The organism is Pseudomonas sp. GL_117, from assembly GCF_057835125.1.
On record NZ_CM174418.1, the window covers coordinates 6,120,899 to 6,135,137 of the forward strand.

The following is a 14,239-nucleotide window of genomic DNA, read 5'->3' on the forward strand; positions in this document are numbered from 1 at the left end:
GTTTCCATTCTCAGGCACGCCAGGAGTACGCAATGACCTCTACGCTCCCCCCCCGCCCCAACCTCAACCACACCTTGATCGCTCAATTGTCTGCCGGCCCGGCTTTTCGCGAAGTGGCTGCCGTGCTGCTGCGCCAGCAGTTGCAAGAGCGTTATCCGACGCTGGATATCGACCCCGAAACCACGATGGTCGGCACCCCCGTGTGGGAAATCGTTGAAGACCAGGTGGTCGCCGGCGCCCCGCACTATCAACCGCTGACCGAAGTACTGGCCAAGCAGGCCGTACTCGCCGTGCCGACGATCTACCTCGAAGGCGAACACTTCCTCACCCGTCAGCCCATCGCCAAACCCGCCGTCCATTTGCCGGTACGTATCGACGAAATCGCCGGGATCATCAACGTGCTGGCTCCGGCGATGATTCGCGGCTATCAGGACCAGCAAGTCGCCTACTGGAATGCCTCCAATGGCAGTAGCGACCCGCACTGGCAGCAGCTGTCGCGCACCCTGCGCGAGTTCTGGAATGTCGACCAGGTCCGCGGCTGGACAGAACAGGACTGCCTCATGGCCCGCCAACTGTTCCGCGCCCCGGACCTGAAGACGTTGCGCGCAGACGATGCCTACGCCACCCGCGCCTACCTGATCGACGTCGAAGAGATCGATGCCCAAGGCAAGGCCCGCCACCTCAACGAGCATCTGGTCACGGTATTGATCGGCCGCCAGCAGGGCCACGAGGTGATTCTCACTCACTCGCTGCTGCAGGGTTACGACAAATACAGCAGCCTGGACCAACTGGGCCACGCACTGCCCACCCTCGTCGACACATCGATTGCCCACGGCAACCTGCAATGGCGGCTGGTGGAACCCGAGGGAAATTATTTTGATTACCTGGCGTGCGCATTGATCGCGGTGCAGATCCAAGCCATCGGCGAGATCGACTTTTCCGATCTCAGAGGCAGCGAAACCCAGCAGGCTGTGCTCGCAGTGCCACCGACGGCATCGATGGCAGGCAAGCACGCTGACTGGCAGTGGTACGAGCAAGCACTGCCAGACTGGTTGAGCCAGGCCTCCACGTCCGACCTGAACGCCTGCTCACGCCATCTCAAAGACCTGGCCGCCGTGCACCGACTCAATGAGGGCAAGACCTACCTGGACGAGATAGAGCCCATCCAGGCCTACGCCCTGAGCCAGCTCAAGGCCCAGATGCTCAAGGACCACCCCGACGCCAGCCAGCTCATGCCGGAAAAGATCGAACTGGTGATCAAGAGCCTCGTGATCTGGGGCACTTTCGTCGTACCTGGCCAGATCGACACGACAACCTTCAACCTCGTCGACCTGGCCTTGGCAAACCTGATCGCCGTGCCCTTCGGTGACAAGACCCTGCGCTCTGCCAATGACCGCGACCTGCCGGCCTGGCTGACCGTCAGTTATGTCGAAAGCCTGGTCAGCCGCATCAATATCGGCGCCCGCTACCCGGCACTCATCCAGAGCAAACTGTTGCAGGACCCGCGCGAGTCGGCGCGGCGGCAGACGCTGTATACCCAGCACTTGCAGGTGCAACTGCCGCTACTGGCCCTGCAATACAAGATTCGCCGGCAATACGGTATCAACGAGCTCGGCTACCGCTACGTGGCCGCGCTGATGCAAGCCGATGCGGCTGACCGCCTGGTGGATGGCCAGCGTATTGTCATTCGGCCGCTGGCTTTTGTGCCTCAGCGTCGTACGGACGCTACCCGGGATGAAGTGGCCAACATGTATGTGATCGGCCCTCAAGAACCGGATGCCGGTCCATGCCTGCTGTACCGTCCCTTGCTCGACCCGCCGCTGGTGCAATACCCGTCACCGGCAAACGTGCTGTATGCCATCCAGCAGTCTTCGCGGCTTCGCGAGTCGGTGCTCGCCTGGCTGCCTGACGACGTACGCGAGGACTACGCCCGCTACGTGTTCCCCAGCGCGCTGCCGTCACCTTGGGCCGCGGCCGATTTCCTCGTGGACCCGACCAAACTGTGGACCCTGAGCGGGCCAATGAGCTTGAGCAACCAAGTACTGAACGGCGAGCTCTTTGCCACGCTGTTCAAGGCCAACGCGAACGCCCTGGTGACGCTGGCCGATCGCCAATCGGTATCAAATGCCGAATCTCGCTGGGAGACCTTCAAGCGGGCCGGCTGGCTGATCTTCAATGCCACCTTGCCGTTCCTGGGCCGCACCGTTGGCGCAGCCGCGTGGGTCTGGCAGATCATGGACCAGCTTCAAGACGTGGTCGACGCCGAGTCGCACCCCGAGCGGCAATCGCCTTGGGTCGCGCTCAGTGACCTGCTGCTCAACCTCGGCATGGCCATCGCATTGCATGGTGTCGCCCGGACGGCTTCCCGGCCGCGGGCCCCAGAAGCCTCCAAGCCGCCGTCCCCCGCGCACCGACCTTCCAAGCCCAAGCCCCTCGAGATCAAGAAGCTACCGGACATCCGCGCCGATGAGCTGCCCACCACTCGCGCCCAGCCACTGAATACCAGCGGCGCAATCAGCCGTGGCCCCACCGAACTGGGCACGCTGCTGGACTCTTTCAAAGTCACCAAGCCCGAGCGCCTGAAAGGCCCCGTCAGCGCCCCGGGTGACTATCAACACCTTTACACCAGCGCGGGGAAATTCTACGTCCCGGTCGGCACGCGCTGGTTCGAGGTGGAATTGGATGAGAACGACACCGTGCAAATTATCGATCCGACCAACCCAGAACGCACAGGCCCACCGCTGATTCACAACCGACAAGGCCAATGGTTCATCGACCTGCGCCTGCGCCTGCGCGGCGGCGGGCCCAAAATAGCGATCCGCAAGGCCAAGACCCTGGCGCAAAAGCGCGCAGAGGAGCTACGCAAGGAGCTCAGCGATTTCGAAGGCGACAAGAAAAATGCCCAGAGTGCCCTGCAACAGGCCCAGGCGGCGATGGCGGCTGGGCCATCGACCTCCGTCGAAGCGCGTCGCGAGACCTACCTGCGCACCCTGGAGTCCCAGCGCGACGATTACGAAACAGCCTTGCAAAAACTCAAGGAGCTGAACGTACACGCCCCGACGCCGGACTATTCGCAAAAGGCGCTCAATTACATCAAGGCCCAGACCGAGTTCGCCAGCGCGGACATCCGCGAGGCCCTGCCCCAATTCACCCCGAAACTGCGCACCGTGCTCGATCAGATCGAACGCCAGGCCTCGATGCCACTGGAGCGCAACATCAAGGATGCACGCGAACTGAGCATCCTGAACCAGCAGATGATCCAGCGGCTGGACTACATGCAAGGGCGCTTCCAAGAGCTGCGCAAACTGCAGCGCGACGGCATGCGGCTGATCACCACCATCAAGGCCACATTGCCGGCCTACAGTAGCGAAGACCTCACCGCGCTGCAGGTCACGCTAAGCCGTAACCTGTGCCTGGAAGAAGCAAGCCAGGCCAGTGCACCTGAAGCCTGGAAAGACATCGACTCCATAGTCGACAACGCCGACATCGCAATCCAGTGCTTGCGCGACACCCTGAGCGAGCTCAGCGAAAGCCGCCTGGATGAACGCATCGACACGCTGAGCAGCCTGATTGAACAGTTCCGCTTGTTGGACGAACGCTTGGGTGATCTGCACACGCAGTATCCACAGCACGTCATCACCGAGCCGTTTCAACACCTGCGGCGCATCCTGGGGGATTTCAATAACCGCGCCATCAGCAACCTGGCGCTGCTGAGTGCAGAAAGGGACACCTTCCGCAGCCGCCCAAGCCCACCGCCAACGCCACCGCGCCCGCAGAAAAAATTCATCCGTACTCGCTACAACGGCCAGTTGATTGGTGAGCCGCGCTTGACCCCATTGGGCCTGGAAACCGGCTTGGTAGACATCCACTCACCACTCACCCGCAACGTGGTTGCCACCTATCATGAAAAAACCCCGGGAATCTGGGTCGAACGGATCAAGACGCCACCTCGCACCCCAAGCCCGGTGGAGCCGGTGGACCTGCAAACCAGCCTTCTCGCCGGGCAGGCCTTGCTCGATGAATTGCCTGGGTTTGTCCAGCACGCTGCGACCTTGGCCGATCAGACCGAACGCAACCCCATCGGCATCGAGTACTTGTTCCATCGCCAGGCCCGACGCCTGGAACAGGCGATCGGCGCAATCGAAACCGCGCTCATCCAAAGCAATACCAGCGAAGGTGAAAAGCTGCCGGCCAGCTGGGTCAAAAAGGCTCTTACCGTGGCCGTGGAGGACCTGTACCGCCGTAGCAACGAACATGTGCTCAAGATGATCAAACAACACCCCCCGACGATCCCGAACCTGGAGTGGCTCAAACTCCACAACGCGATCACCATCAAAAAAACCATCAGCCGACGCCGCCTGAAAAGCCCGACGCCCGACTTCCTGGACGAGTACACCATCACTGACCGCAGCAACCACCAGGCCTTGTGGTACGCGCATTTTCACTACAGCACGAACTGGACGCCGGCCCGCACTTACCTCTCGGCACGCTTGAAAACCGTAGAAGAACACCGCCTGGGGGCTGCCGCCGATACCACCAAGGGGTTGAGCGATTCACAAAAGATCGCGTTCTTTCGCAGTGAGATCAGCCTCGAACAGGCCCGCCGCCTGTTTTTCGAGTGACGGCACATAACTTGCTCCCTCAAGGGCAGACCCCTTGGGCAGAGCGACCATGCTGCACTCACACCTGACGACTCTCAACGCTGTCTCCCTGCTGCTGGCCACCTTCGAGGGCCAGGCTACCGAGGCCCTGTTGGCCGGCAGCGGCATCTGCGTCGCAGACCTGAGCCACGCCGACACCTGCATCACCACCCACCAGGAGATGCAGGTGTGCGCCAATGCCGTGGCCCTGCGCCGGGACATTGGCCTGGATGTGGGCCAGCGCATGCATGTGTCGTCCTACGGGTTGCTCGGCTACGCGCTGCTCACCAGTGCCACTTTCGGTGACGCTTTACGCCTGGCACTGCGCTACCCGGCGCTGCTGGGAACACTCTTCGAGTTGAGCCTTGAAGAAGACGAAGAGCGCATCTGGTTCACCGCCAGCGATTACCGGGAAGCCCCGGCGCTGGCACAGTTCAATATCGAGTTCTGCCTGGTATCGCTGAAAGTGATCTGCGATGACTTGCTCGGCAAGCCGCTGCCCTTGCTGGGCGCGCGATTTGCCTACCCGGCGCCGGACTACCAGGCGCGCTATGCCGCACGCTTCGATTGCCCGCTGCAGTTTGCGGCGCCCTCCAATGCGTTCGCGTTCGACAAACACTGGCTGCAACAACCGTTGCCCCTGGCCGATGCCGTCACCCACCGAGCCATGGCCGAGCGCTGCCGCAAACAGAACACCGAGTTCACCGGGAGCCAGGCCTGGCTCAACCGCGTGCGCCAGCTGCTCGCCGTGCAGTTGCACGCAGCCCCCGGGCTCGACTGCCTGGCGGAGCAGATGAACTGCTCGCCACGCACCCTGCGCCGCCACTTGCACGGGCTGGGCAGCAGCTACCAGGAATTGCTCGACGAACTGCGCTTCGAGCAGGCCAAGCAATGGCTGGTGCAGGATCGGGTGCCGATCCACCGCATTGCCGAACAATTGGGATTCAGCGAAACCGCGAGTTTCCGCCACGCCTTTGTGCGCTGGAGTGGGGTGGCGCCCAGTCAGTTTCGGCCCTGATGCTCCATCAAGGGGCGAATAGCGGTCAGATTCTTTGGCCATATCTATCCCCTTTTGGCCGCTCCTGCCGTTCTCTTGCAACGCCTGCGACGCAACACTGGTGGGCACTACAAGACGCCTGGAGAACAACAAAATGCTGACGATCTATTCGGACGATCACCATCTGCACCACGGCCGCTGCGAGTTGATGGACGGGCAACTGATGCCCTGTTTCGAAATGCCCTCCCGCGCCGACCACGTGCTGCAACGGGTCAAGGACCGCGAGCTGGGCCCGGTACTGGCGCCGCAGGACTTTGGCCTGGCGCCCCTGCAACGCATACACAGCCGCGACTACCTGGATTTTTTCAAAGGTGCCTGGGCACGCTGGAGCGAATTTGGCCAGGACGGCGACCTGCTGCCCTACACCTGGCCCGCCCGCACCCTGCGCCGGGTGTTGCCCACCAGCCTGCATGGGCAACTGGGGTATTACAGCTTCGACGGCGGCGCCCCCATCACCGTCGGCACCTGGCAAGCGGCCTATAGCGCGGCCCAGGTCGCGTTGACCGCGCAACAGGCGATCCAGCAAGGCGCCCACAGCGCCTTCGCCCTTTGCCGACCACCGGGGCACCACGCCGCCAGTGACTTGATGGGGGGTTATTGCTACCTGAACAATGCCGCGATTGCCGCCCAGGCATTTCTCGACCAGGGCCGGCAGAAGGTCGCGATCCTGGATGTGGATTACCACCACGGCAACGGTACCCAGTCGATTTTCTATGAGCGCAGCGATGTGCTCTTCACCTCGATCCATGGCCACCCCGAGGCGGAGTTTCCGTTTTTCCTGGGGTATGCCGATGAGCGGGGAGAGGGTGCCGGTGAAGGCTTCAACTTCAATTACCCGTTGCCGGCCGGCTCGGGCTGGGACACCTGGAGCGCGGCACTGGACGCGGCCTGCGATGAGATCGAGGGCTACAGCGCCGACATCATCGTGGTGTCTCTGGGCGTCGACACGTTCAAGCACGACCCCATCTCCCAATTCAAGCTCGACAGCCCGGACTACCTGGCCATGGGCCGCCGCATCGCACGCCTGGGCAAGCCCACGCTGTTCGTGATGGAAGGTGGCTACGCAGTGGCAGAAATCGGCATCAACGCCGTCAACGTCCTCGAAGGTTTCGAACAACAAGGAGCTACCCGATGAAGATGCTCACCTCCCTGGCCCTGTGCATCGCCGTGTTGAGCGGCACGGTGCATGGCGAAGAAAAAACCCTCAAGGTCTACAACTGGTTCGACTACATCACCCCCAAGGCGCTGGAAGACTTCAAGGCGCAGAACACCGGCGTCAAGCTGGTGTATGACATCTTCGACACCAACGAAGCCCTGGAGGCCAAGCTGCTCACCGGCAACTCCGGCTATGACGTGGTGGTGCCGTCCAACGTGTTCCTGGCCAAGCAGATCGAGGCCGGCGTGTTCCAGCCCCTGGACCGCAGCCAACTGCCCAACTGGAACCACCTGGACCCCAAACTGATGAAGTTGATCGAGGCCAACGACCCCGGCAACAAGTTCGCCGTGCCCTACATGTACGGCACCATCCTGATCGGCTTCAACCCGGCCAAGGTCAAGGCCGCGCTGGGGGATAACGCGCCGGTGGACAGCTGGGACCTGATCTTCAAGCAAGAGAACATCAGCAAGCTCAAGCAGTGCGGCGTGGCCCTGCTGGACTCGCCGTCGGAGATCCTGCCCCTGGCCCTGCAACACCTGGGCCTGGACCCCAACAGCAACAACCCCAAGGACTATGAAAAAGCCGAGGCGCTGTTGCTGAAGATCCGCCCCTACATCACCTACTTCCATTCCTCCAAGTACATGGCCGACATCGCCAACGGCGACATCTGCGTGGCCGTGGGTTACTCGGGCAGCTTCTCCCAAGCCGCCAACCGTGCCAAGGAAGCCAAGAACGGCGTGACCGTGGACATGCGCCTGCCTGAAGAAGGCGCGCCGATCTGGTTCGACATGCTCGCCATCCCCAAAGGCGCTCAGAACCCGCAGGACGCCTACACCTTCATCAACTACTTGTTGCAGCCCCAAGTCATTGCGCCCATCAGTGATTTTGTCGGCTACCCCAACCCCAACAAGGACGCCACCCTGCAAGTCGACCCAGCGATCCGCAACAACCCCAACCTGTACCCCACCGATGCGGCCATGGCCACGCTCTATACCTTGAAGCCACTGGACAGCAAAGCCGAGCGGGCGAGGACGCGGGCCTGGACCAGGATCAAGTCCGGTACCTGATCTCAACGCCCGCTCCCGCCGGGGAGCGGGCCCCGGTACTTATCTACCGACTGCGCAGCACCCTCAGTGATTACTTTGCGGCTCCACAGCCCGAACAGGCTGGTGACCGACAAGGAACTGAAAGTGCCCAACGACGCCTCCAACCACAGCAATAACAACCGCCCCTCAACCGCCTATGGCCTGCTGACCCAGTTGACCACTGGTCCGACCACCCGAGAGGTCGCCAGCACCCTGTTGAAGACGGCGCTCAGCGAGCAATACCCGACGCTCAACCTCAACCCAGACCTGGCGATGCTCGTAACGCCACGCTGGCGAGTCGACAAGGAGGTGATCGAGCCGCTTGAACCGCTGGTCGAATCCCTCACCAGCATCCTGGCCCGCCAGGCGCTCGGACGTGAACCGGTGACCTACCTGGAGGGCGAGCACTTCCTGACCCTACAGCCCGACACCACACCCTCCGTACACCTGCCCGTAAAGATCGACACCATTGGCCGCCTGATCAACGAGCTCGCGTTACTGTTGTACAGCGCGTTCCAGGAGCAACAACTGGATTACTGGAACGCGTCCTACAACAGCGCCGGCCTTCGCTGGCAAGTGTTTTCCAGTGCCTTGCGCAAAATCTGGAACGTGACCCACGTGCAAGGCTGGGATGAAGATGACTGCGCCATGGCCCGCACGCTGTACCACGCCCCCGATCTGGCCATGCGGGCGGACAAAGACCCCTATCAGAGCCACGCCTACCTGATGGATGTCGACGTGCAAAGGCCAACCCACCAGGAACACGTCGGCCTGCTGGATACGGCCATATTGGTGGGCACCCATAAGCAGCGCACGATCATCCTCACCTACTCGCTGATCGCCGGATACGAGCGCTTCGACTCCATGGAGCAACTCTCGGACAACCTGCTCTACAAGCTGAGCAACGTGCACCCGGGTGCCGAGGTGAAGTGGCGGCTGTACGAGCCGCGCGGCAACTTCTTCGACAGCCAGGCGTGCGCCCTGATCGCCCTGCAAATCGACGCCATCGGCGCGCTGGGCAAGGACGCAGCCGACAACCGGGCCGAACTGGCTCGACGTCGCCCGACTGTCGCCCGGATCATGCCCAGTATCGAAGACCTGAGCGACCATCGGTTGTCGAACATCCGGGAGATCCACCAACGCTTGCCTGCCTGGATGATCGCTGCCTCGGACCTGGAGATGGCCGCCTACGGCCGCCTCATGATCGACCTGGCCCAATTACATACCCATTATCGCGGGCGCTCCTTCAACGACGACATTGCACCGATCCGCGATTACGCTCGTGAGCAACTGCAGGGCCGGATCAAGACGCACCCTCAGGGCGCGAAGCTGAATGTGGAAAAGATCCAGATCGTGATTCAGAGCCCAGTGATCTGGGGCACCTTCGTCGTCCCCGGGGGCAAGGACATCACTCGTCGCGGCCTGATAGACCTGGCCCTGGAAAACCTCACAGGCCTACCGACCGGCGTGTCGAGCGTGGTCTACAACGATAACGACGCTCCCGACTGGCTGACGTTCGACTACCTGAAAGGCGTGATCGAAAGCCTGGATATCGGTGCAAGCTACCCAGCCCTGATCCGCCAGAAACTGCTGGATGACCCCCTGGAGTCCAAGCGCCGCCAGACGCTGTACACCTCGCACCTGCGCCTGCAGCTCCCCTTGTTGGCGCTGCAAATGAAAATGCAGCATCGCAACGGGCTGGATGAGCGCGGTTTTTTGTATGTCGCTGCGGCAGTGCAGGCCGAAGCGTATGAGCGCCACGTCGACGGGCAACCCGCCGTGATCCGTCCCCTCGCCTTCTCCCCCGCCCTGCGACCCGGCCACCGCCAGGACGTGGTCGCCAATATGTTCGTCATCGGCCCCCGGGACCACACCGTGGGTCCCTGCGTGCTCTATCGACCTTTGCTGCAGCCGATGCTGATGCAGTTCCCCTCCCGGCAAAACCTGCTCTATGCCATCAAGCATGATCGTGCCTTGCGTGAGTCCGTGCTGGCCTGGCTCCCCGAAGCGGACCGTTTCAATTATGGCCAATACGTGTTCCCCGATACCCTGCCATCGCCATGGGCCGCCGTGCGCGCACTGGTCGAACCGGCGACCCTGGTGTACATGAGCGGGCCGATTGACCTCGGTGACGAAGCCCTGCTCGGCGATCCATTGGCTACATTGTTCACCAGCAATGCCAACGCGCTGATCGAACTGGCGACCCGGCAATCGGTGTCCAACGTGCAAAAGCGCTGGGACACCCTTCGCCACGCCGGCTGGCAGATTTTCAATGGGGCCCTGCCATTCCTCGGGCGCACTGCCGGTATCGCCGTGTGGATCTGGCAGATCATGGACGACCTCCAGGAAGCCGAGGTGCTGGTCGACACCCCCGAAGCCCCTGCACCCTGGGCAGCACTGGTGGATATGTTCCTCAACCTGGGCATGGCGCTGGCACTGCATGTCGCGTTGCGTCATCCCACCCGCGAAGTCATTGTCGAGTCCCTTGAGCCGCTGGCAGAGCCCGAGCTCGACCTGAGTGAGGTGACCAAGGAAACACCGATTGCGCCGATCAAGGAGATTTCAATCACCCGCCAACCCGACGTTGCGGATCGCGAACTACCGCCCGCGCATCAAGGACCGTTGCATGTCAGTGGTGCCCTCAAGCGTGCGCCGAGCAGCCTGGGTGAGTTATTGGACACCTTCGCCGTTGCCAAACCCGAGGGGCTGGGTGACCCCATCAAGACGGCCAACGAGTACCAGCATCTGCGTTTCCAGGCCGATAAATGGTACGTAGCCGTTGGGCAGCGCTGGTTCGAGGTCATAGTGGATGAAAATGACGATGTGTTGATCGTCGACCCGAAAAACCCCTCCCGCACTGGCCCATTGCTCATCCACAACATGGCAGGGCAGTGGTTCGTCGATACTCGCCTGCGCCTGCGCGGCGGCGGGTTCAGGAACCGTCGGCGCGCCGCCCAGGAGCAGAAGCCCTCGCGCATCCAGGCGTTGCGCCGCGAACTCACTGCCTTCAACGCCGACGAAAAGCGGGCCCAGGCGCAACTGTCCTCCGCACTGTCATCGATAGGCACCGAGCCGGGCCCCTCCACGGAGCTGCGCCGCGAAGCGTTCATCACCCAGGTGGATCAACGCCTGGAAGCCTATGACGCACCGATCCGCCAGCTCAGGGCCCTGAGCGTCATCGATAGCGTGCCCAATTACCAGAGCGTGATGGTGGACTACCTGAACAAGCAACTGGTGCTGACACGTACCGCGGTAGAGGAGCGACTTGGCCCGTTTCGCGACCTGCTGACCACAACCGTGGACACACTGGAGTCCGAACCACCCGCCGACCCGCAAACCCAGGCCGGCCATGCACAAACCATGTCGGACATGAATGTGGAGATGATGCGCCGCATGGAATACGTCGAATCGCGCTTTCGCGAGCTCGACGGCCTGGGGGCGGCAGGAGCCCGCGTGATTCAGGAGACGATGCGCGTCTTGCCGAACATCCGCGTGACTGACCTCAAGGCGTTGCAGATCACCATTGCGCGCTATCTGTGCAGCGCCACCACCGAGGGCGGGGGGCAAGACACCGCTCGTGGCCGGCTTCACGACATCGTCGACGCCGTGGACCTCAGCGTACAGAGCTTCATCGAGGTGCTCGACAAGATCAACGGCAGCCCGCTGGACCAGCGCATTGAAGTCTTGAACAGCCTGGTCGAGCAGTTCACGCTCGGCGACCAGCGCCTGCTCGATCTGCATGCCGACTACCCGCAGCACCTGCTGCGCGAGCCACTGGAAACCCTGCGCCAGCATATCGACGACTTCCATCAGCGGGCCATCCAAGACCTGGTAAAACTGCTGCGCGAAAGAAGGTCCCAGGAGCCCAAGCCCGGGCCATCCAAGCCGCCAACCACGCCACAGCGCAAAATCATCAAGACCCGCTTCCAAGGTGTCGTGGTGGGCCAACCCCGCGAATCCGACAGTAGCCTGGTGGACGTCAAGGCGCCGATGACCGGGAAGATCATCGCCACCTTCCACGAGAAAACGCCAGGGGTGTGGGTTGAACGCGAAGCCCCGGTCGAGCACGCGCCAACGCCGAAAAAGGTCGACCTGGACACCAGCGTCAACGCCGGCCAGAGCCTGTTGGACGAAGAGGCTACGACGACCCGGCGCATCCTTGGGCACTCCCGCAAAGCCGGACGGCTGCCGGTGGAAATCGAAGAAATGTTCAGCCAGTACGCCACGCGCCTGGCACGCGCCGCCAGCGAAATTGAAACGGCACTGACCCAACTCAACCTGACCGGGATCGACCGCCCCCTTGCCGCCACCCTCAACAAAAACCTCACCGACGCATCAACACGGGTGTTTGAACTCGGCAAAGACACCCGCATCAGCATGATCAAGCAGCAACCCCCTACCGCTACACGCCTGGAGTGGCTGCACAACGACGGACAGGTGACCATCAAACAAGTCGGCGCCCGTCGCCGCCTCAAGGGCCCGGGCAAGGACTACCTCGACGAATACGAGATACGCGATACCCAGGACAATGCAGTGCTGTGGTACGCACACTTTCACTACCCTTCGCCCCAGGCAGCCGTTGAAGCGTTCAGCGCCGCGCACCTCAAGACCCGGGACCAACAGAAACTCGGCGGCGCCTTTGAGCGCAAGGGAGCCAGTGACCGTGAACAGATTGCGATTTATCGCAGTGAGATCAGCCCGGCATTGGCCAGGTCACTGTTTTTCCGAGGTTGAAGCCTGCCAGGCCAGCGTCAGGCGCGCCAAGGCCTGGGCGATGGCTGGCTCGGGCACGGCGGCAAACCCCAACACCAGGCCTGCGCGCTGGTCCACGGGGGTCGTGGATTGCGCCAGCCAGTAAGTGCTCAAGCCGTTGACTTCGACCTCTACGGCCCGGGCCTGCTCCAGCAATTGCTGCTCGCGCGCCAGGCTGTCCACCCGCACCGTCAGGTGCAGCCCGGCCGCGACACCCGGTAACTGACCGACACCCGCCAGGCCGCTCGGCCAACCGGCGAGCAAAGCGTTGCGTCGGCTCAAGGCCGCACGCCGCATGCGCCGGATATGCCGCTGGAAATGCCCGGCGGCCATGAATTCGGCCATCACTGCCTGGGTACTCACCTCTGAGTGACGCATATCCACCGCACGGCGGCGGGAGAAGGCATCCACCAGCCCCGGCGGCAATACCAGATAGCCCAGGCGCAACGCGGGGAACGCGACTTTGCCGAAGGTGCCGACATAAAGCACGCGGCCGCTGCGGTCCAGGGCCGCCAAGGGTGACAGGGGCGCACCGCTGTAGCGGTACTCACCGTCGTAGTCGTCTTCGATGATCCAGCCACCCGCGCGCTCGGCCCAGGCCAGCAACTCCAGGCGTCGCGCCAGGCTCATGACCACGCCCAGCGGGTATTGGTGGGACGGCGTGACATACGCCACACGGCAGTCATCCAGGCTATTGAGTACCTGGCAGTCGATCCCCTCAGCGTCGACCTGCACGCCGTGCAAGCGCCCGCCCGCCAGCGCGAACGCATGGCCTGCGGCGCGGTAACCAGGGTTTTCCACCGCAACCCCGTCGCCGGGCTCCACCAGCAACTGTGCACAAAGGCTAATCGCCTGCTGCGCACCACTGGTGATCACAATTTGTTCAGCACTGCACTGCATACCCCGGGAGCTGAGCAGGTAAGCGGCGATCAAACCACGCAGGCGTGCATCCCCCGCCGGGTCGCCGTAGCACAGTTGCTCCAGGTCCGGTTTGCGCCAGAAAGCCCCATTCAGCTTGGCCCATACGTCAAACGGAAACAGATCGAACGCCGGTACACCCACGCGAAAAGCCCGTGGCGAACCCACCGGAGGTTGCGGCAAATGGTTGTTTTCCACGCGCCCCAGCGCAGCTCTGTGGATAACTTCCGTGGAAGAATTGACCGGCAGATCCAGCCAATTTGTGGATAAGGCTGGGGATAAGCCTGTGCGTAACCCTGTGGATACTTTTGTGGATAATTTTCCCGCGCCTGGCAGTTGCGCCACATAAGTGCCATCGCCGACCCGGCTTTCGATAAACCCTTCGGCGTACAGCTGATCGTAGGCACGCACCACGCTGTTGCGCGAGATCGACAGCGCCGCCGCCAAATCACGACTGGCGGGCAAGCGTGTGCCACTGACCAAACGCCCGTCCAACACCCGCTGGCGCAGGGCTTCGTAGAGTTGGCGGGCCAGCCCCTGGCGACGATCCAGTTCGATACCGGCGGGATTGAACGACATTGGCGGCATATTGGACCTATGAAATTGGCCTTAGATGGCTCTTACAACGAAC

Annotated in this window: 6 protein-coding genes; 5 read left to right on the forward strand and 1 reads right to left on the reverse strand. The window is 62.3% G+C overall.

The window, feature by feature from the left end:
- Window positions 1–32 precede the first annotated feature (32 nt).
- From AC3ISR_RS28070 to AC3ISR_RS28090, 5 genes are all read left to right on the forward strand, one after another.
- On the forward strand, window positions 33–4,622 hold the full coding sequence (locus tag AC3ISR_RS28070) for a hypothetical protein (protein WP_489324528.1): 4,590 nt from the start codon (window positions 33–35) through the stop codon (window positions 4,620–4,622).
- Between the two features lie 49 nt (window positions 4,623–4,671).
- Window positions 4,672–5,658 (forward strand): AraC family transcriptional regulator, encoded by a 987-nt coding sequence (locus tag AC3ISR_RS28075; protein WP_463983702.1) that lies wholly within the window; start codon window positions 4,672–4,674, stop codon window positions 5,656–5,658.
- A 133-nt stretch (window positions 5,659–5,791) separates the two neighbouring features.
- Entirely contained in the window at window positions 5,792–6,832 is a 1,041-nt protein-coding gene (locus AC3ISR_RS28080; protein ID WP_463983703.1) for a histone deacetylase family protein, read from the forward strand.
- Window positions 6,829–7,920 (forward strand): polyamine ABC transporter substrate-binding protein, encoded by a 1,092-nt coding sequence (locus tag AC3ISR_RS28085; protein ID WP_463983704.1) that lies wholly within the window; start codon window positions 6,829–6,831, stop codon window positions 7,918–7,920. The genes AC3ISR_RS28080 and AC3ISR_RS28085 overlap by 4 nt, the downstream gene beginning before the upstream one ends.
- 102 nt (window positions 7,921–8,022) lie before the next feature.
- Window positions 8,023–12,672 (forward strand): dermonecrotic toxin domain-containing protein, encoded by a 4,650-nt coding sequence (locus tag AC3ISR_RS28090; protein ID WP_463983705.1) that lies wholly within the window; start codon window positions 8,023–8,025, stop codon window positions 12,670–12,672.
- Here the strand turns inward: AC3ISR_RS28090 and pdxR are convergent.
- Window positions 12,652–14,196 (reverse strand): MocR-like pyridoxine biosynthesis transcription factor PdxR, encoded by a 1,545-nt coding sequence (gene pdxR / locus AC3ISR_RS28095; protein WP_463983706.1) that lies wholly within the window; start codon window positions 14,194–14,196, stop codon window positions 12,652–12,654. The genes AC3ISR_RS28090 and pdxR overlap by 21 nt on opposite strands.
- Between the last annotated feature and the right edge of the window lie 43 nt (window positions 14,197–14,239).